The following is a 19392-nucleotide window of genomic DNA, read 5'->3' as shown; positions in this document are numbered from 1 at the left end:
GCGCAACAACCTACGCATTACTCCGCGTCTGGTGTGCCGAAGCACCATATCTATCCAAGAATCGGCAAACATCGACGCACTCGAAGTAACACTGCGGCACCGCCGCCACGGATAGGCACTTTAAATCCTGCATCACCCCGGCTCATACTGTGGTTCTCTGCCGAACAAACTCTCGTTTATGCATCTGCTCATCACTGGTGGTACTGGTTTCATAGGCACACCGCTGTGCACCATGTTCACCGGGACCGGTCATCAGGTTACCGTGCTGAGTCGGGATCCCGCCCGACATATTGCACGCTTGCCTCAAGTAGAGCTTGTAAACAATCTTGAGAAAGTTGTCACACCAATCGATGTGGTGATCAATCTGGCTGGAAAATCCTTGTTAGAAGGACGCTGGAACAAACAAATCAAGGAAGAGATCCGCGCGTCGCGGCTCCAAACCACACGCCGATTGCATGACTGGATTGCCACTCTTCCAGTTGCACAACGTCCGCGCCAGCTGATCTCCGCTTCGGCCATCGGCTACTACGGCGAATCAGGCGATACTCCTCTGAAAGAATCTGCACCACCCGGAAACGATTTCGCTGCACAACTATGCTACGACTGGGAAAACGAGGCACTACGGATCAGTGCTCTGGGTCTGCAGGTAAATCTGATACGGATGGGCATCGTACTTGAGCGCGACGGCGGTGCATTGGGCCACATGCTGCCGGCCTTCCGGCTCGGCGCTGGCGGACGCTTTGGCAACGGGCAACATTGGATGAGTTGGGTCCATCGCGAAGACGTCATCAACATGATCGCTTGGCTCATTGAGCACGGCCAGCCTGGTGCTTACAATGTCACCGCACCACATCCTGTCATCAATGCCACCTTCGTCCGGGCACTCGGCGCAGCCTTGCACCGTCCAACGCTGCTCACGTTACCCCCTCTGGCGCTGCGCCTGTGCTTCGGCGAGATAGCAGATGTTCTCCTACTCAGCCAACGGGTCAAACCGGGGAGGGCACTGGAAGGAGGCTATCGTTTCAAGCACACAGACATCAACGCGACCTTGACCTCGATCTTGCGAAAAGATTAACGCTGCAACCCGTCGATAACAGGACACCTCTGCCATCCTGAAGAAGGAAAATCTATCGAGTTATTTTTACTTCTTTGGGACCGCGAGCCCGACGGCAGCCCCCCCTTAACCAGTGACTGATTCCCCGAAGCTTTCTTCACTGCCACCTTACTTCACAACCCGCTTGGCCGGCTGTCTCTTTGCTGGTTTCCTGGGGAGCAATGACCGTCACTTCAACCTGGACATTTTGAGCAAACGTGGCTGCTTTCTTCAATGTCTTCTCCACTTACCCAGTGACTTTGCGACGCGCGGACTTAACCGGCTTGGGGGTTAGCACCCTGACCTCGATTTTGGCAACACTCTTCACCACACAAAAAAACGCCCTCTTAACACGAATACTGCCTTGCTTTGCGAAGTCCGCAACTGGCTTCTCAACTTAAGCTGACAGTAATGCAAAATGCCCCATGTAAAAACTACGTCGGCTCCACGGTTAGAGCTGATGCATAGGACGTGGAGGAATAACACGAAAACACAGGAATGTCAGATGATCGCCACGAACACCACAGAGAACACTCAATGTGGCACACGGCATCCTGAGACAGGGTCACGTATCTTGTAGATTAGGTAACGACACATCACCTAGCTACACCTAAGCTATAAAACGCGATAGCACTGAGGTCGGCGAAGCGATACCCACACTTATCCCATCCATGCAGAGTCACTCACCAGACAACAACACTAAAAACGCTTTCACTATGAGTTAAAGATAGCGGCGACACTCTCTTCTAGCTTGATTTATCCGAAAGTGCCCCTATTGCACCTTCGCTGTGACCACGCTTGAAAAGCTCAAAATGCGACCGCTGCCCACTTTACTGACGCTCTCTCTCGCTGCCGCATTTGGTGGCTTTGCCGCCACTGGGATCAACGCCTGGCTGGACAACCGCGCCGAAGCGGCATCCAATGCCAATGGCATATCACCAATATCATCCTCGCAAGCAGCCACTGTGCCTCAAACCACCGTTGCCAACCAGCCGCTGCCGTCGTTGGCACCGATGCTGCAGCAAGTGATGCCAGCGGTCGTCAGCATCAACAGCAAGCAAGTGGTACGGGTACGCAATTCATTCTTCGACGATCCGATTCTACGCCGGCTGTTCCCAGAGATCCCACAGGAACGCATCAATGAGTCGCTCGGATCAGGGGTGATCATCGACGCTCGGAATGGCTACGTACTCACCAATCACCACGTGATCGAAAATGCCGACGCGGTGCAGGTGACATTAGCGGACGGACGCAGTTTCAAAGCCGAGTTCCTCGGTTCTGACGCAGACACCGACATCGCTCTGATCCGGATCAGGGCCAACAAACTGACCGAAATCAAATTAGCCGATAGCAACAAGTTACGCGTCGGCGACTTCGTGGTAGCCATCGGTAATCCATTCGGCTTTACCCAGACGGTGACCTCAGGCATCGTCTCAGCAGTAGGCCGCAGTGGCATCCTCGGCCTCGGCTACCAAAACTTCATCCAGACCGACGCATCGATCAACCCAGGTAACTCCGGCGGCGCGTTGGTGAACCTTCATGGCCAGTTGGTTGGCATCAACACAGCCAGTTTCAATCCGCAGGGCAGCATGGCCGGTAACATCGGCTTAGGCCTTGCGATTCCTTCGAATCTAGCACGCAACGTCGTCGAGCAATTGGTGACGAAAGGCGTTGTAGTGCGTGGGACGATCGGCGTGCAAACACAGAACATTGATGCACGAATGGCACAAAGCTTAGGTCTGAGTCATCCACAAGGTGCATTGGTGACACGCGTGTTACCTAACTCTGCTGGTGCCGCAGCCGGGCTGCAACCAGGCGATATGATCGTGGCGGCCAATGACCAACGGGTGGACAACGCCGAAACTTTGCACAACTACGAAGGACTGCAGCCGGTCGGCAGCGCAGTGACACTGGAGATACGCCGTGGTGGCAAGCCACTCAAGCTACGTGTCACACTCAAAGAATTGCCACGCGCAGTCGCTGGAGAAACACTGGATTCACGACTCGCCGGCGCTATCTTCATCGACCTGCCAGAATCACTCCGTCAATCCGGAATCGGCGGAGTGATGGTCAACAAAGTCAAACCTGGTAGCCGCGCTGCAGCCAATGGGTTGGCAGCCGGCGACGTCATCGTTGATGCCTCGATCGGTGGATTCTCTGACCTAGCCAGCTGGCGGGCAAGCTTTTCTCGCCCACCTCAACGTCTGATACTGCGTGTGCTGCGTGGAAACAATCAGTATGATGCGCTGATGCGCTGATGCGCTGATGCGCTGATGCGCTGATGCGCTGATGCGCTGATGCGCTGTAGGCAACTATCGTCGCCGGTACATCAGTCAGAGGATTCTCTGGTCTAACCGACTGGCCACCAGCTTTCCTCACCTACCAAAGGCTCTGATATTGCGTGTACTGTGAGGAAACACGCAGTATGATGCACTGGCACGCGTTTACTAGCGTTGACATCGAATCTTGATGCACGACTTACAGTGCTATTCATCGAACGGTGCCGGTAGCGTGTCACCGGCCCGCTATGCTCAACGAAGGAGATCTATCATGAGTCCTACCAACACCGAGCACCTGAAGGAAAACCTGAACCAAGCGGGGGCACGTCTGAAATCTGCCGCAGTTGCCGCCAGTGAAGCGGTGAAGGGCGCAGCGGGTGCCGCCAGCGAGGAACTTAAACTGGGCCGGACCAATGTCAAAGCCGAACTATCCGACGGTGCGCAAGCCGGGCTGGCCGCTGCCGAATTTGGCAGCGCTGCAGCTAAAGAACAGGTCGACGCCCTGATGGACAAGGGTCGTGACTTGATTGACAGCGCTGCCGAGTTGATCCGCGAGCGACCGCTCACCTCGTTCGGCGTTGCTTTGGCCGCCGGCTGGATCATTGCTAAGCTCACGCGCAGTAACGACAAGTAAGCCACGTGAACAATCAGGATGCAGTCGACCGCGTGTCCCAGAACACCACGGCTGACGTGGATGCCCCTGGCATCCAAGACAGTGTGGAAGCCGTGACTGGGGCAGGACGCGCTACCCTTGCTTCAGCCAAGGCGACCGTTCGGGCCCTGCATCTTCTTTTACTCTCAGATCTAAAGATGGCGTGGAGCGCACTCAGTCACGCTCTGACCTGGGCCTGCATGATCATCGTGCTTGGCGTGTCCAGTTGGTTGCTGCTGACGTACATGACCATCGCACTCCTGGAGCGCCTTGGACTGTCATGGCTCGAATCACTCACACTGACTACACTCGGCAATCTGATAATGACTGGGTTGGCAGTTTGGCGAATGCTGCACTATTTGCGCCACACTGGATTACACGCCACACGACGCCAACTGCTCCGCCTCGCCTTGCTGGACGGAACCGACGATGGCACCAACCTCACAGCAGAGAGGGATCGCTCATGAACTTCCATGCATTATGCCGCCGTGTGGAACGGGCGGAACGCTTAGTGGAGCAACGCAGCACACAAACCAGCCACCATTGGCGAGAACTCCAATACACTTGGCGCACCAGTTGGACACCGCTGCGAATCGTGATTGCCGGGCTGGGATTGGGATTCATGACCGGACACATAGAACCACACATCACTTTAAAAACGCTCGCTGGCAAATTCAGTGGTGCTCAGCATTTGATACAGATGCTCGGTGCCATATCGGCATTTTTCGCGACTACATACGCAGAGAATGACTCTGAACAGGGCAAGCCCAGAACCAGCAAAAGCGCCGCAACCGCACACGCATCCACCTCACAACCGGCAGAAGCAGCAACCCACCTATCCGAATACGCTTGAACCGGCTGCGCTGCGAACAGGTCGGTGCTTCAACCTGCTCCACAATGGATATATGATCCTCTTCCTGATCCTGTCCCTACCACAATGACCGATCAGCCGGCCCCCCACAACTCCAACAACGATGCGGGCCAGCATCTGCGGCCTTCTCTCACGACGCGCCCACACAGTCCGCTGTCACTGGTTGTGTTAGCAACATTGGCGGTAGGTTACACCCTGTGGGCTACGCAGGCAGTCATCCTTCCCGTATTACTGGCAGTGTTCTTCGCACTGGTAGGCAACCCAATCCTGCGCGCACTGGGTCAGATACGCATTCCACGCGCCTTCGGAGCACTGTTGCTGTTGTGTTTGGGCATCAGCGCAACGGTAGCGCTCAGTGTACAACTCGCCGGACCGGCCAGCGAATGGGTGCAACAAGCACCGGGCAGAATACGCCAAGTGGCACGCCAAGTACGCCACCTCACCAAGCCTGTGCAACAAGCCAATCAAGCGGTAGAAAGCTTGGCACGCGCAGCCGGTGGAGAAACCGAGCGCCAGTCCCAGATCGTGCGAACCCGCCTAGACAACCCTTACGCTGTACTGATAGACACACCCAAACTAGTCATATCGGTCCTGGCAGTCATCCTCCTGACATTCTTCTTCATGGTGTTTGGGGAGAACCTGCAACGCAACGCGATCGCACTGCTCCCCAACCACCATCAGCAACGTTTCACCACCTCAATCCTACGTAATCTGGAACACGAGATCTCGCGCTACGTACTGACCATCAGCGTGATCAACGCGCTAGTCGGTTTGGTGTTCAGCGGTGTACTGCTGCTGCTAAGCATCCCGCTGCAGGAGGCACTTCTGTGGGGCACAGTAGTGGCACTCCTTAACTTCGCCCCGTACGTAGGACCGCTGATCGGCGTATTGCTGATGCTACTCGTCGGCTTAGTACAATTTCACGAATCCAGTAGGGCGTTACTACCGGCACTGCTGTATCTGATGCTACACACGCTGGAGGGACAACTCATCACCCCAATCGTACTCGGGCGGCGCATGGCGATCTCGCCACTGATGCTGATCGTTGCCTTGCTGCTGTTCGGCTCGCTGTGGGGCCTGATCGGTCTCTTGCTGGCAGTACCGTTGCTGGTATGCATCAAGATGGTGCTGAGCCGAATCGAGGATTTGCAACGCTGGGCACGGCTGTTGGAATAGAACATCGTTCCAAGCGCATGACATACCTTTGACGTAAAATGGCACCTGTGCATCGCCTCATCACCACAGTGCACTTATCCATCGAAGCGATGCACACACGGCGTCAACACAGCTTCCGCAACAATCCACGCTTGCAGCAAGATCTGAGCACACTGCACCACCTCGATCCGTGGTATTGGAATCCCAGCAACAGCGATCTGGCAGTGTTGAAACCAGCCTACGATGCGTTCTACACCACGTGCAACCAAGTCGAATATAGTGCGCGTGAGCACGGGCACTAAGCCAAAGACAAGCATCCGCCATGCAAACTGCACGCACTCTGAGACGCGACCAGCACAGGTTCTGCATCTCGGTAACTCAGCCACCGAATCCGTATTTCAATACTCCAACCGAGCTGACCAACTGGACTGGGATCCAAACATACCTGCACCTGCATACCTTTCCCCACGCATAATGTTAGTACAACAAACAACGCCTAACCCACACCTGCATCGCCACATCTGACTGCGTCCGCCAAGAGACCTCTCTATGTCCCTCCCCCACGGTTTCACTCCTGCTACCACCAATGCCTTACCGTTGCATGTCCTGAACCGCGAGTGTTTCACAGACTGGTTAGCCACACAGCCAACCCAAATTCAATCATGGGCACAGACCCAGGGCTTTGCCGCTGCCGCTGGCAGTGTGCTGCTGCTACCTGGCGAACACGGCCTCGCTGGAGCGGTGCTGGGTGTGGGTGACCACGCCGACGCCTACTCCTATGCACACGGCCCATTCACACTCCCGGCAGGCACCCACTGGCAACCCGTTGGAACATGGGACCCCACCGAACAAACCACTCTGGCACTGGGCTGGGGCCTGGGCAGCTATCGCTTCGCACGCTACCGTATCCCAGACCGTACACCGGCAGAATTGGCCCTGACACCAACACCCGAAACCACGGCGCTCATTAAGGCTTGCCTACAGGTACGCGACTGGGTCAACACCCCAACCCAGGACATGGGCCCGGAGGAACTCGAAGCCATTGCCCACGACTTAGCACAGACACACGGTGGCACATTCGAAAGCATCATCGGCGAAGTGCTATTGGCACACCACTTCCCAACCATCCACGCCGTCGGTCGCGCCTCACACCGTGCGCCACGCCTGTTACGACTCAACTGGGGTCAGCACACCCATCCTCACTTAGTTCTGATCGGCAAAGGAGTGTGCTTCGACACAGGCGGCCTGGATCTGAAGCCTGCCGACGGCATGCGTCACATGAAGAAAGACATGGGTGGTGCCGCACACGCTCTGGCACTGGCCGGACTCATCATGGAGCAGCAACTGCCGGTGCGACTAACCGTGCTGATACCAGCAGTAGAAAATGCAATCGGACCTGACGCTTTCCGCCCCGGCGAGGTGATCGTGACACGCGCAGGAATCAGTGTTGAGATTGACAACACCGACGCCGAAGGTCGCCTGATTTTGTGCGATGCGCTGACCTACGCCAGCGAACTGAAGCCGGACACGATCCTGGACTTCGCAACCCTGACCGGCGCAGCACGGATCGCTCTGGGACCGGACCTGCCAGCACTTTTCAGTAACAACGACGTGTTAGCCCAAGCCTGGTTAGATGCTGGCGAGCGTACCCGCGACCCAGTATGGCGCATGCCACTATGGCGCCCATATTTGCACTACCTCAACAGCCATGTTGCCAACCTGGCCAACGCCGGCTCACGCATGGCTGGCGCAGTGACCGCCGCACTGTATCTGGAACGATTCGTCGCTCAAGACCTGCCTTGGGCACACCTGGATGTATACGCCTGGAACGACCGTGACCGCCCCGGTCGACCCGTAGGTGGCGAAGCACTGGCACTGCGCTCCGCCTGGGCGATGCTGAAAGAACGCTACAGATGAGCAACCGAAGCACACACCAAAACTCAACCGAATGTCGCCCACCATTGTTCTTTCATCAAAATACCACTGCAACTCGTCCGCTCCTCCATAGCCCCTCCTCTTACACTCCAATCTCCGACCACGCTGTACCTGTTGGCTGCTGGCTTGCACCTGCCAATGCAGGACTGGTTGCCCTTCATACACTTTCTTAGCTGCTCAATGATGTGGCCGCGTCACAGCAAACGGATCGAGGCCATCATCACCATACCCAACTACAGTCAGCCACCTGCACATACAACAGGATGCCGACTGTTTGACACACCATCCATCTCACCGCCCAAGCATGCATTACCGCTACCTGCATCAACATCACAACGCCAGCCAGGTCATGAACACGACTGTCCAGCACCCAACGTCCCCGCACGCAACCCCGTGATGCTGTTATAACGGCTAGGTCATGGATGGCGACTCTTTAGGTTTACCGTCATCGCTGCAATCTGACCCACGCCGCCTACTGCAGCATTCCGCTAAACCCAGGTCTAAGGTCACGGCACCATCGACTCAGCCAGTGACAGCAGGCCAGCACCAACACCGACCATATGATCCAGGGCATGGCGCCGCACATGCGAGCCGCCTCACTTACCCACCGGCATGCCCGAGCGTTATCTATCAATGCACGCTAGCACCCTCCAAGACATCGGCACTCGCGCTGCAGAGGTCAACACAGCAGCCAAGGCGCAACTGAACAACAACCCTAGCCTCGCGGTGTTCACCCCATCGTGCGTCGTACCTGCCACAGAGTATCGCCGATGAACAATAACAATCCGATCCAAATCACGACAAAACCTAGCAATTTGTACGCATCGAACGGCTCGTGGAAGAACCAAACCCCCAGCGCCAATCCCAATGTTGGCCCAATGTACTGCAAGAGACCCAGCAACGATAACGGGATCAACCGCACCCCGTAGGAAAAACAAATGAGCGGTAGCGCAGTCACTACACCGCCAAACACCAGTAACACATCGGTACCCACACTCCAACCGCTGAAGAAACCACCACCATGTCCTGCCTCACCCCATAGCAGCAACGCGAGCGCCGGTAAAAACAGGTACAAGCTTTCCACACACAACCCGGCCACCGCATCTACAGCAACCACTTTACGCAGCAAACCATACAGAGACAAAGACAGCGCCAAACCCAATGCAATCCAAGGAGGCTTCCCAGCCTGCCAAGTCAACCAAGCGACACCAAGAGCGGCACAGACCACGGCCAGCCACTGCAAGCCGCGCAGCCGTTCCTGCAACAACAGTACACCCAGCAACACACTCAGCAGCGGACTGATGAAGTAGCCCAAACTACTCTCAATCACGTGATCCGTATTAATGGCCCAGATATAAAGGCCCCAATCGAGCGCGATTGCCACACCACTACCCAACAGCATCAGCCGCGCCCCAGGCGTAGCCTTGATCGCATGCCACCAGGCAAAGCGTACAGAAAGAAACAGCCAGCCCAGTACAAACAACGTGCACCAGACAATACGGTGAGCGATGATCTGCAACGGCGGCACATGCTTCAGCAGCTTCCAATACAGTGGAACCACGCCCCACAGCACAAACGTCAAAGCAGTCATCAGCAGCCCACGCTGGACATCACGCAGACCGCTCACCGGCACTCCTGGTCAGCAGGCAAAACCACCCCGCAAGCCAGGGCCATCACCCCTATCTCCTTCCAGCCCCACCCAAAGCATTCACCGTCAAACATCGCACCCAGAGCGACAACGAGCACCGCGTTAACATCACCGGTCACCACCGGTGAGCGTCTGACACAGATGGAACCACACCAAACATAGGCAGTGAATGTCACACATGAGTCGGACAAGCACCGGCACGTCATCGAAGGACTACCCACTGAAAAATTGGCAACATATGCAAACACTTACTGTCAATCAACGACAGACTCACTCGCGACGGGTCACTCCATAACATCTACCTAGCGCCAGCGATACCCGGCAACAAACGATGCACGTCCACGCCACCCAAGCAAACCCAATACCCAGTCAATTGCACCGACCAACAAGCGTCAATTCCCGCAGAGCAGCAACCAAACAGCAGCCTGTATTGCATCCAAACACAACGAACACGCCGATGGCAATCCCCAACTATTGCCAACCCGTAGCGCATTGGCTACACAGCGCGCCAAACAACGCCATCCACGGCAGTAACTAAAGTCCCCACGGTCACCATCAACGCGGAAGACATGCAATACCCTGATCGCAGGTCTCCAACATGGCCGCACCGCAACACAATTCTCCTCCCGTGCAGCAATGTTGCACTCTTGGATGCAAACCAACACTGCGAGCTTGCACCAATGCAAGCAAGCCGAGAACAACGTGGCAGCAACGATAACGGAGCGACCTAGCAACCATCACCAGCAGCAATAGACTGCCTTGCAACGGATACACACATCATGGATCACCAAGTAAATCGAAACCCCACACCACGCTCCCAACCAAGCACCACAAGAACACCACCATGAGCACTAACAGCGGGCCGCCACGGAGGAGAAGAACACCGCAGATGCCATAGAAGACACACCACAATTTGCAGGGATCATTTTATACAGGGCGCAGCAGCAGCGCAGGATGCCACTGTGTCATTCCTTGCGAATCATCACACCCCGCATTGCATAGCGGGACCTCCACGACAATACCTCGCTATTAGCGCGCAACATCAGGACGTGCAATAGGCAATTCAACGGCTCGAACGGTTTGAGCCACTCACGACATTCCGGTGCATCGTGCGCTTGTTCAGGCAATAGCGAGAAGGTAATGACCGCACACACATCAGCCACGAAAAGGTGGTTCTCGGTGTTCCATCCAGGCAAGGAATTTTCCGATAGTAGATAGACTGTTTTGGGGGTGTGCTGATGCTATTCGCGTTCACACTGGTGCTGTCCAGCGGCACAGCTTGGTTTTCGATCTGCACGACCTGCGCTTGCTGAAGTAGCGCGAAGACTCGATCCAATACGCCCGCACCCATCGGTTCGTGTGGGTGTAGATCGTGTGTCAGTGAGTCAATTCACGCCATTCGCAGCCGTGCTCAGCGAGAGACAGGATGGTGTTGACCATCTTCAGATTCATCGGATTGACGTTGCCTCGGTAGAAGGTGTTCGACCTGCTCGAATTGGGCTGCTGCGATCTGCATACACTCACTGCTGCAAGGACAGCACCTCAGCACCATGAGTATTCACAGGCCCTAATGCGGGCCATTGCTCATCAACATTCCATGTCAGCTTGTGTGGTGTCCCCGCCCGTGTGTAAGGCGCAGGCCCATCATGGCCATCACCAGCCCCGTCCAAAGAAAACCGGATGCGTTGCCCCACCACAACGTGTGTCCACAATACATCAGAGATCTTTGGCGGGTCAGACATCTTGTCAGCGATCCGCTGATACATCGGCAACATTTACCTCACATCACGCTCTCATCTCTGACAAGTCAGATGTCCATCAGGGACGTCACACAGTCAATGCTTGATGACGCTTGCAGATGTTGAACACCCTCGCACCGCTGCCCCCTCGCGCCTCGACAATGTCCTTATCCGTGCGCTTCACCTTGCGCAGACGTGTATCCACCTGTCATATCCAATGAGGAACACCATCGATCTCATGATGGGTCGTTTCCATTGAAGCGGCTTGGCGACACATGCGAAAAGTTCGCATGCATCCATTCCAGATCAAGCACTGACGAACCACAGATAGGTACGACCATTGTCAGAAAAACAGTGAAGGTGCAGCGACAACACATGTACTACCGCAATGGACAACCCACCTGAGGTTGCAACCAAACAACGCCATGATCGTGGCGCACTGAAATCCGGCTATCAATCCGGCGAGGAAGCACGATAAGCAACCCCAAGGACGAGGAAATGCAGCGGTGACGGAATCGCTGCACCAGTCTACGACTATGCACCACCGCTACGGCCTTGCTCCACGTCCCTCGTTATCCTCCCAATGCAGTACACGTCGCGTCACGAAGCGGTACACCGGCTTTCCAGTGACAAACCAGAGCCGACGTACCCATGAAGGACGCTTGAGGAGACGCCGTTCCACCGGGGTCAACGCCTCCGGGCAATACATGCGCTTGTGCTTAAGCAGGTGACGCAGATCCTCGCGCGCAAGCAGACGCATCAAGGGCGCGCGAGGATCACCACGTACCGCCAACTGAAAATCGATCAAACCCGGGCTGCCATCCTCCAGCACCAACCAATTTGCCTCCTTGGCAAGGTCATTGTGGACGACACCGCAACGATGCATTTGCTGCAATAAACGACACGCAGCACGGAAATAAGCTAAATCGCCGCGTGGCGGGCGTTGATACATCATGTGACCAGACAGAAAACTGCGATCCAGACGCACCCCATCCCAGCTCAGTAACCGTGGTACCGCGGGCAACACTTCAATTTGGCGCAGTGCTGCAACTTCACGCTTGGCCAGCCAACCGGCGAGGCCACGCAGCCACCACGACACCACACTGAGATCACGCCGGATGAACATGTGCCCTTTTTCACACACCAGCAAAATACGACCAAAAGCATCGGCCTTCAGCGTTTCGGGCACAGCAAGACGAGTAGACATGGACACATTGTAAAGTGCAGCGCAGCGCCTTTCAGGCATCCCCTGCTGATACAAGAGTGTGCGTATTCCTTCCCACCCTATAATTCCGACATGAATGCACCCTGGATTGAAACAATACTCGTATGGATCGAACAACATCCAGCGTTGGCCGGTCTCGTTATCTTCGCCATTGCTTTTAGTGATGCGGTCATCATTCTCGGCACCATCGTGCCGGCGCTACCGCTGCTATTCGCCATTGGCGTGCTCATCGGACTCGACAAAATTAATGGCCCCTATGCCATCGCATGCGCCTCGGTAGGAGCATTCGCTGGCGATGCCCTAAGCTTCTGGGTCGGGCATCGATGGGGTCATCGATTACGCGAGATCTGGCCATTCAATCGCTATCCGCAATTTCTGGATCGTGGCGAAGCACTGTTTCGCCGTAACTCCTTTAAAAGCATCCTAGTGGCACGCTACGTCGGCGCGGTCCGTCCATTCGTACCTGCCATCGCCGGCATGCTGCGGATGCCGCTCAAACACTATGCCTCTGCCAGTGGCTTGGCCTGCCTGTCCTGGGGAGCACTGTTTCTCGCGCCAGGGTGGCTCCTTGGCGAAGCCTACGACGCGGTGGCAGCCGTCGCCGGACGGCTCTCCCTAGTCATCGCCTTACTGATATTGGTCCTCGCAATCGTCTGGGCCGTGGTGCTATACAGTTACCGCTGGGCTGCCAGGAACCTTGACCAGTTGGTCGCCCGTCTGTTGGCCTGGTCGCATCGCCATCCCAGTCTAGGACGCTGGTCGATCTCGGTTTTCGATCCTCAGAAGCGCGAGTCAGTGCCGCTCGCTGTACTGGCGGTGATGCTGCTGTTGCTGGGCTGGGGATGGTTTGCGCTGCTCATGGTAGTCCTGGTCCATGGTGAGCCGCTGCCGGTGGATCTTGCCGTCCACAACGTCATGCTGGCACTGCGCAACCCATTGGCAGATTATCCAATGACAGCACTAGCCTCGTTAGGCGACTGGCACATCCTGTTGCCCACCATTGCCGTCACAATGGCGTATCTTGCCTGGCACAAACATTGGATGCCGGTATTGCATTGGCTCGCCGCACTTGGCTTCGGGTTGGCATTGACCTGGTTGCTGGACAAGACCATGCACGTGATACAGCCGCCATCAGCCAGCAGCGGGTTTGGCTTTCCGTCCGTTGCAGTCACGATGGTCACCATTGCCTTCGGGTTCTTTGCCGTACTGATCGCGCGAGAACTCCCCGGACGCAACCGGGTTTGGCCATACATGGTGAGCGGCGCGGTCGCCTCTCTGATTGGTTTCGCACGACTGTACCTAGGTGCGCATTGGCTCAGCGACGTGATCGGGGGCATGCTGTTCGGCATCTTCTGGCTACTGGTACTGGGTATCGCCTATCGGCGACGCTTGACCCATGAACTTCAGGTCAAACCCTTAAGCTGGTTGTTTTATGGCGCCTTCTCAATCGCTGCAATGGTGCTGGCCCCCCACCATCTAGAGCACAAGTTAGCCACGTTCGAACCACCATTGCCGTTACCACAGGCAATCGCTGCGGAACGTTGGTGGAAGAACGACTGGCGTGACTTACCCACCCGCCGCAACGAGTTCGACGATGCAGAGCGCTGGCCACTCAACGTACAAGTCGCTGGTCCGCTGGCACCATTGCAACAGCACTTGGAAACACAGGGTTGGCGACGCCAACCGCAGGCCGGCTGGAAGGAAGCGTTGCACTTGCTTGATGTGAGTTCGCAACCGAATACTGTGCCGGTGCTACCGGCCACATTGGACACGCGAGTCGAAGCACTGCTCATGGTACGTGACAGCCCACATTCGGACGAATGCTACGTGCTACGGCTGTGGCCAGCCACCGCTCAATTGCAGCCGGAACAACAGCCACTGTGGCTGGGCTCGGCACAGACGCTGCACTATGACCGCCATTTCGGCTTAATTGGCCTCTGGTATCCGTTGCGTGGCATGGACCCAGCACTGAAAGAGTTGCAATCCTCGCTCACTTCCTTGCGCTACCGTGAAGACCGCCACCCCCAGACCGGCATTCCGGTACTTCTGCTCGATAACCGAACACTCACAGGCGCACCCACCGCGCCTCCGTTGGACTGAGCAGACTGCCTACAAGAAACGGCCACTGAATCCTTCATCCACATCCCAACGATCATCGTAAAGCCGCCCCTCAGCTGGGCGGCAGCAGAGGCCACACGCGTCATGTCTATGGATATCTCCACATGACGGGTACGACATTTATCCTGTCACGGGACGTATTGCGATCAGACGCGAACGTCACTTGTATGGATCATCACGCTAAAACAGCGGTACAGATGACGTACTGTCATTTCAAAGATCCGCAAGCGGACCCAGGCTATCTACTACAGCGGTCTAATCGCATCACCCTCACCACAGCCTTGCTCCAGCAACCATTCCAACAACTAAGGATCTCATCATCGCTGTCCAACCCGCACCAGGGTGCTTGGCTGACACCACCAAGCCGGTGTCGCCCCCTGGGTATACGCCACAGGCACGCATCAACACATCACGCACACACCCTCAACACTCACATCAACATCATCAATCCACACCCGAACTCCACACTCCAAACCACTAGCACGGGATATGTACACCGCAGGCGCTCTATTCACGAACAAACCCCAATGTAGCCACGGCCCTACAGCCTTGGCATTGGAGAACAACAGACCGTGCAACAGAAACAGCTCGCTTCTCGCTGGAAGCCGGAGCACCTCTCAGCTCAACTGCGCCAAGAATCGGCGTGGCGCGCCATCGAACCCGCCATTGGACATGAAGACGACATGGTCGCCCACCTGCACCACCTCATCCAGCATAGACAGCAATCCATCAACATCATGGACGACATGCACCTGACCATGCATCTGTGCAACCACCACTGCCGCATCCCACACCAAACTCGGATGATGCAGAAATACGACCACATCAGCCGCCTGTAGCGACGGTCCCAATGCCTGCGCATGCGTACCCAGTCGCATTGAATTGCTGCGCATCTCCATCGCGACCACAATGCGCGCATGACCGACGTTCGCCCGCAATCCCTCAAGGGTGGTCGCGATCGCCGTGGGGTGGTGTGCAAAGTCGTCGTAAACAATCACTCCATTCCCCTGACCCAGCCGTTCCAAGCGACGTTTGACACTGCGGAACTGCGTGAGCGACGGAATGACCTTTGCCGGGGCAACACCCACCGCATGTGCGGCAGCCAAGGCCGCCAATGCATTGAGCACATTGTGACGACCCAGCAACGACCAATTCACCTCACCCACTTCATATCCCTCCTGCCAGACCGAGAAACGACTCCCATCGGCAGCGATCAAACGTGCACTCCAATTCAACTCAGGATCGAAGCCGAAACGCTCCACCGGCGTCCAATGCCCCATCGCCAATACCTCGGCCAATCGTTGATCCTCACCATTAACGATCAATCGGCCACGACCAGGAACGGTACGCACCAAATGGTGAAATTGGCGCTGGATCGCAGCTACATCAGGGAAGATGTCAGCATGGTCATACTCCAGATTATTCAGGATCGCCACGAGTGGACGGTAATGTACAAACTTGCTGCGCTTATCAAAAAATGCGGTGTCGTACTCATCCGCTTCCACAACAAACAGCGGCCGAGCAGCCGCTGGCACCTCAGACGCCACCGACTGCTCCATACGGCCATCGCTCAGCACGCTACCAAGCCGCGCGGACACACCGAAATCCTCAGGCACACCCCCGATCAGGAACCCCGGCGCACGCCCAGCAGCCTCCAATAACCAAGCCAGAATCGTCGTTGTCGTGGTCTTCCCATGGGTCCCTGCCACTGCAAGGGTGTCGCGCCCTGGCAAGACACGTTCAGCCAACCATTGTGGGCCTGACATATAACGGCACCCGCGATTGAGCAAGGCTTCCACCGCTGCATTACCCCGCGACAGAGCATTTCCCACTACGACCTCAGCACAATCTTCAGCGATATGCTCGGGCACATAGCCCTGCATCAACGTGATGCCAAGCCGTTCCAATTGAGTTGACATTGGTGGATAGATGGCCTGATCGCTGCCTTCAACACGCCAACCCAATTCACGAGCCAGCGCAGCGATGCCTCCCATGAAAGTCCCAGCAATACCAAGAATATGCAATGTCCTCATAGGGCCATTGTCACCGATCAGCACAGTGCTACGGACATCCAGAGATAAACGATCATGATTGAAGAGTCGTTTTAGAGACTCACTCCCACTCCACCGCCCGCCACCGCACTCACCACACTGCGTCTAAGGACCACTGCCACACGCACTCAACGGCAACAACCAATTCCCGGCAAGTCAATATCCTTCCCTCCTCCAGGTGAGAAGGAGCCCACCTAAACCAGGTAGCACCATGACGCAGAACCATTAATGCAGCACTTCTCTAGCATTCGAAGTCACATGAACCCACTTCAGCGGCCGAGTGCAGTAGCGATACGCCGGGAAACTTCATCCAACCGGCCCACACCATTCACACGCAAGAGGATGCCGCGCTGCTCATAGAAACCAATGACCGGTGCGGTTGAATCGTTGTAGACCTGCAAGCGCTTACGCACAGCATCCGGATTGTCGTCTTCGCGACCTTCGGCCTGAGCACGACCAGCAATACGCTCCACCAACACATCGGTCGGCACCTCTAGCTGCACCACGGCATCCAAAGGATGCCCGAGCTTCGCTAACAGCTCATCCAGCGCATCGGCCTGGGAAAGATTGCGCGGATACCCATCGAGAATAAAGCCTTTTGCCACATCGGCCTGACTCAGACGCGACGCAAGCATCTCGATCAAAATCACGTCAGAAACCAAGTCACCTTGCGCCATCACTTGCTTAGCCCGCAAACCAAGAGGAGTACCAGCAACCACTTCGCCGCGCAGCAGGTCACCGGTGGAAATATGCGGAATCTGTAATGCTTCCTTCATCTGCGCCGCCTGGGTACCTTTGCCCGAACCAGGCGGCCCCAATAAAACCAATCGCATCAATTCACTCCACATAGAGAAACAAACAACGGTCAGCGGCGTTACACTTCGATCATCTGCCTACACCGCACCATGATGCCGCGCAGCTTAACGCATCCAAGCGATGTCCCGGCAATGCCCTCGCCCTACAAGAGCTCGTCCCACATGGCAAAAGAGACGTTGTTATACGCCCAATCCGGCGGTGTTACCGCTGTTATCAACGCCACCGCCGCCGCGGTCATCGCCGAAGCACGGATGCACCGCATCAAAGTGCTCGCCGCACGCAATGGCATCCTCGGCGCACTGCGTGAAGACCTGATCGACACATCCCGAGAATCAATCACGGCGATCCGTAGCTTGACCCATACACCAGGAGGCGCATTCGGCTCGTGCCGTTTCAAGCTCAAGTCGCTTGAAGCCGATCACGACAAGTACGAACGGTTACTGGAGGTATTCAAAGCACACAACGTGCGTTGGTTCCTCTACAACGGTGGTAATGACTCAGCCGATACGGCGCTCAAAATCTCGCAGTTAGCCAAGACGTTTGACTATCCACTGCACTGTATCGGCGTTCCTAAGACCATCGACAACGATCTAGCCATCACCGACACCAGTCCCGGCTTCGGTTCAGCCGCCAAGTACACGGCCGTCTCCATATGCGAAGCAGCACTGGATGTCGCAGCGATGGCAGAAACCTCAACTAAGGTTTTCATTTACGAAGCAATGGGCCGCCATGCCGGTTGGCTGGCTGCAGCTGCCGGCTTGGCCAGCCAAGGGCAGGAAGAAGCACCGCATCTCATACTGCTGCCCGAACGCACTTACGACGAAACGGCATTTCTGGCGAAAGTCCAGCAAGTGGTTGAACGAGTCGGTTGGTGCATGGTGGTCGCCAGCGAGGGTATCCGTAGCGCTGACGGGCACTTCGTTGCCGATGCCGGCGGCACCACCGATGCCTTTGGCCACACCCAGCTTGGCGGCGTCGCCGCTTACCTCGCCAGTCGAGTCAAACAAGCACTCGGACTCAAGGTGCACTGGACACTGCCAGACTACTTGCAACGCTCAGCACGGCACATTGCCTCCAAAACAGACTGGGAACAAGCACAGGCTGTTGGCAAGGCTGCAGTGCGCTACGCACTGGAAGGCATGAATGCAGTAATGCCGGTCATCGTACGCACCTCCGACACGCCGTATCGCTGGAAGATCGAACCAGCACCGCTCACCAAGATTGCCAACCATGAAAAGACCTTACCAGCAGGCTTTTTACGCCGTGACGGCTTCGGCATCAGCGAACGTGCACGCACCTACTTTGAACCGTTGATCCGTGGTGAGGCACCCATGCCCTACGACCGCAATGGATTGCCGCGGCACGTCCGTCTGAAAAATCAAAGCGTACCGAAACAGCTACCCGCCTGGGAATGACACCCCCCACTAGCAACACCCCAGCCTGCTGACTGACTTGCAAAGTAATTTAAGACCTGATGCTCGGACATTCCGCTTGCTTCCAGCAAGCGGTGATAGCGGTCGATATCCATGGCCACTGTCAACGCAACCCACCCCTCACAATCATTAAGTAAAGCGTGCCATTCCTATGATCTGTAAAGAACTCCAGAGAGAATGACCATGAACAAATCCATTCGCTACGCTAGCAACCGAGTAGATAAGTATCCGCTTTGTGGTACATAACGGCTTGCTTATATCGTCTCATCGCAAACGGCTTTGAACAGCGATATACCGATACCCCGTGGCCCGATGAGACGTTCCTCCATCAGCATGCTCTGTGAGCATCGGACTTCCACTTTTTGTTAACTAGTCTG

Annotated in this window: 17 protein-coding genes; 10 read left to right on the top strand and 7 right to left on the bottom strand. The window is 56.1% G+C overall.

All coding sequences use genetic code 11. The features are described from left to right. Window positions 1-178: 178 nt before the first annotated feature. The 8 genes from PLS229_RS01345 (at window position 179) to PLS229_RS01310 (ending at window position 7967) form a co-directional block, all read left to right on the top strand. Window positions 179-1075, top strand: coding sequence for a TIGR01777 family oxidoreductase (locus tag PLS229_RS01345; protein WP_038270821.1), 897 nt, complete (start codon window positions 179-181; stop codon window positions 1073-1075). Window positions 1076-1905: 830 nt separating this feature from the next. Beyond that, on the top strand, window positions 1906-3351 hold the full coding sequence (locus tag PLS229_RS01340) for a Do family serine endopeptidase (RefSeq protein ID WP_038270822.1): 1446 nt from the start codon (window positions 1906-1908) through the stop codon (window positions 3349-3351). 292 nt (window positions 3352-3643) lie between these two features. After that, window positions 3644-4006 carry a hypothetical protein gene (locus tag PLS229_RS01335; RefSeq protein WP_038270823.1) on the top strand — a complete coding sequence of 121 codons (363 nt, stop codon included), beginning with the start codon at window positions 3644-3646 and terminating at the stop codon, window positions 4004-4006. Window positions 4007-4011: 5 nt separating this feature from the next. Continuing rightward, window positions 4012-4491 (top strand): hypothetical protein, encoded by a 480-nt coding sequence (locus PLS229_RS01330; RefSeq protein WP_051482286.1) that lies wholly within the window; start codon window positions 4012-4014, stop codon window positions 4489-4491. Continuing rightward, the gene (locus tag PLS229_RS01325; RefSeq protein WP_038270824.1) at window positions 4488-4877 is read left to right on the top strand and encodes a hypothetical protein; all 390 of its coding nucleotides are present in this window, start codon (window positions 4488-4490) and stop codon (window positions 4875-4877) included. Before PLS229_RS01330 ends, PLS229_RS01325 begins: the two co-directional genes overlap by 4 nt. An 84-nt stretch (window positions 4878-4961) precedes the next feature. After that, complete coding sequence (locus PLS229_RS01320) at window positions 4962-6071, top strand: AI-2E family transporter (RefSeq protein WP_038270826.1); 1110 nt, start codon at window positions 4962-4964, stop codon at window positions 6069-6071. 38 nt (window positions 6072-6109) lie between these two features. Beyond that, window positions 6110-6352 carry a hypothetical protein gene (locus PLS229_RS01315; RefSeq protein ID WP_038270827.1) on the top strand — a complete coding sequence of 81 codons (243 nt, stop codon included), beginning with the start codon at window positions 6110-6112 and terminating at the stop codon, window positions 6350-6352. 247 nt (window positions 6353-6599) lie between these two features. Next, window positions 6600-7967, top strand: a complete 1368-nt coding sequence (locus tag PLS229_RS01310) for a leucyl aminopeptidase family protein (protein WP_038270828.1) — start codon at window positions 6600-6602, stop codon at window positions 7965-7967. 748 nt (window positions 7968-8715) lie between these two features. On the opposite strand, the gene rarD is transcribed toward PLS229_RS01310, so the two are convergent. The 5 genes from rarD to PLS229_RS01285 form a co-directional block, all read right to left on the bottom strand. Next, complete coding sequence (gene rarD, locus PLS229_RS01305) at window positions 8716-9576, bottom strand: EamA family transporter RarD (RefSeq protein WP_051482288.1); 861 nt, start codon at window positions 9574-9576, stop codon at window positions 8716-8718. Window positions 9577-9608: 32 nt separating this feature from the next. Then, window positions 9609-9752 carry a hypothetical protein gene (locus tag PLS229_RS01300; protein ID WP_160199328.1) on the bottom strand — a complete coding sequence of 48 codons (144 nt, stop codon included), beginning with the start codon at window positions 9750-9752 and terminating at the stop codon, window positions 9609-9611. A gap of 846 nt (window positions 9753-10598) precedes the next feature. Continuing rightward, complete coding sequence (locus tag PLS229_RS01295) at window positions 10599-10829, bottom strand: hypothetical protein (RefSeq protein WP_152536596.1); 231 nt, start codon at window positions 10827-10829, stop codon at window positions 10599-10601. Window positions 10830-11153: 324 nt separating this feature from the next. Beyond that, window positions 11154-11375, bottom strand: a complete 222-nt coding sequence (locus PLS229_RS01290) for a hypothetical protein (protein WP_152536597.1) — start codon at window positions 11373-11375, stop codon at window positions 11154-11156. 544 nt (window positions 11376-11919) lie between these two features. After that, window positions 11920-12579, bottom strand: coding sequence for a serine/threonine-protein kinase (locus tag PLS229_RS01285; protein ID WP_038270869.1), 660 nt, complete (start codon window positions 12577-12579; stop codon window positions 11920-11922). Between the two features lie 90 nt (window positions 12580-12669). Between PLS229_RS01285 and PLS229_RS01280 the strand changes: the two genes are divergently transcribed. Continuing rightward, complete coding sequence (locus tag PLS229_RS01280) at window positions 12670-14697, top strand: bifunctional DedA family/phosphatase PAP2 family protein (protein ID WP_038270834.1); 2028 nt, start codon at window positions 12670-12672, stop codon at window positions 14695-14697. Window positions 14698-15332: 635 nt separating this feature from the next. On the opposite strand, the gene mpl is transcribed toward PLS229_RS01280, so the two are convergent. Both mpl and PLS229_RS01270 read right to left on the bottom strand, forming a co-directional pair. After that, the gene (mpl, locus tag PLS229_RS01275; RefSeq protein ID WP_038270870.1) at window positions 15333-16748 is read right to left on the bottom strand and encodes a UDP-N-acetylmuramate:L-alanyl-gamma-D-glutamyl-meso-diaminopimelate ligase; all 1416 of its coding nucleotides are present in this window, start codon (window positions 16746-16748) and stop codon (window positions 15333-15335) included. Between the two features lie 287 nt (window positions 16749-17035). After that, window positions 17036-17599: an adenylate kinase gene (locus PLS229_RS01270; RefSeq protein WP_038270836.1), complete on the bottom strand. Its 564-nt coding sequence runs from the start codon at window positions 17597-17599 to the stop codon at window positions 17036-17038. A gap of 144 nt (window positions 17600-17743) precedes the next feature. Between PLS229_RS01270 and PLS229_RS01265 the strand changes: the two genes are divergently transcribed. After that, window positions 17744-18997 (top strand): 6-phosphofructokinase, encoded by a 1254-nt coding sequence (locus PLS229_RS01265; RefSeq protein ID WP_038270837.1) that lies wholly within the window; start codon window positions 17744-17746, stop codon window positions 18995-18997. Window positions 18998-19392: the final 395 nt, after the last annotated feature.

The organism is Xylella taiwanensis (assembly GCF_013177435.1).
Lineage (GTDB): Bacteria > Pseudomonadota > Gammaproteobacteria > Xanthomonadales > Xanthomonadaceae > Xylella > Xylella taiwanensis.
Note: the sequence above shows the minus strand (reverse complement) of the source record. Positions and strands in the feature narration are given on the sequence as shown.

What these genes read in the sequence shown, in the direction of transcription:
- PLS229_RS01345 (WP_038270821.1), top strand. Translation starts at nt 179, where the DNA reads ATGCATCTGCTCATCACTGGTGGTACTGGTTTCATAGGCACACCGCTG.
- PLS229_RS01340 (WP_038270822.1), top strand. Translation starts at nt 1,906, where the DNA reads ATGCGACCGCTGCCCACTTTACTGACGCTCTCTCTCGCTGCCGCATTT.
- PLS229_RS01335 (WP_038270823.1), top strand. Translation starts at nt 3,644, where the DNA reads ATGAGTCCTACCAACACCGAGCACCTGAAGGAAAACCTGAACCAAGCG.
- PLS229_RS01325 (WP_038270824.1), top strand. Translation starts at nt 4,488, where the DNA reads ATGAACTTCCATGCATTATGCCGCCGTGTGGAACGGGCGGAACGCTTA.
- PLS229_RS01320 (WP_038270826.1), top strand. Translation starts at nt 4,962, where the DNA reads ATGACCGATCAGCCGGCCCCCCACAACTCCAACAACGATGCGGGCCAG.
- PLS229_RS01315 (WP_038270827.1), top strand. Translation starts at nt 6,110, where the DNA reads ATGGCACCTGTGCATCGCCTCATCACCACAGTGCACTTATCCATCGAA.
- PLS229_RS01310 (WP_038270828.1), top strand. Translation starts at nt 6,600, where the DNA reads ATGTCCCTCCCCCACGGTTTCACTCCTGCTACCACCAATGCCTTACCG.
- rarD (WP_051482288.1), bottom strand. Translation starts at nt 9,576, where the DNA reads ATGACTGCTTTGACGTTTGTGCTGTGGGGCGTGGTTCCACTGTATTGG.
- PLS229_RS01290 (WP_152536597.1), bottom strand. Translation starts at nt 11,375, where the DNA reads ATGTCTGACCCGCCAAAGATCTCTGATGTATTGTGGACACACGTTGTG.
- PLS229_RS01285 (WP_038270869.1), bottom strand. Translation starts at nt 12,579, where the DNA reads ATGTCTACTCGTCTTGCTGTGCCCGAAACGCTGAAGGCCGATGCTTTT.
- PLS229_RS01280 (WP_038270834.1), top strand. Translation starts at nt 12,670, where the DNA reads ATGAATGCACCCTGGATTGAAACAATACTCGTATGGATCGAACAACAT.
- mpl (WP_038270870.1), bottom strand. Translation starts at nt 16,748, where the DNA reads ATGAGGACATTGCATATTCTTGGTATTGCTGGGACTTTCATGGGAGGC.
- PLS229_RS01270 (WP_038270836.1), bottom strand. Translation starts at nt 17,599, where the DNA reads ATGCGATTGGTTTTATTGGGGCCGCCTGGTTCGGGCAAAGGTACCCAG.
- PLS229_RS01265 (WP_038270837.1), top strand. Translation starts at nt 17,744, where the DNA reads ATGGCAAAAGAGACGTTGTTATACGCCCAATCCGGCGGTGTTACCGCT.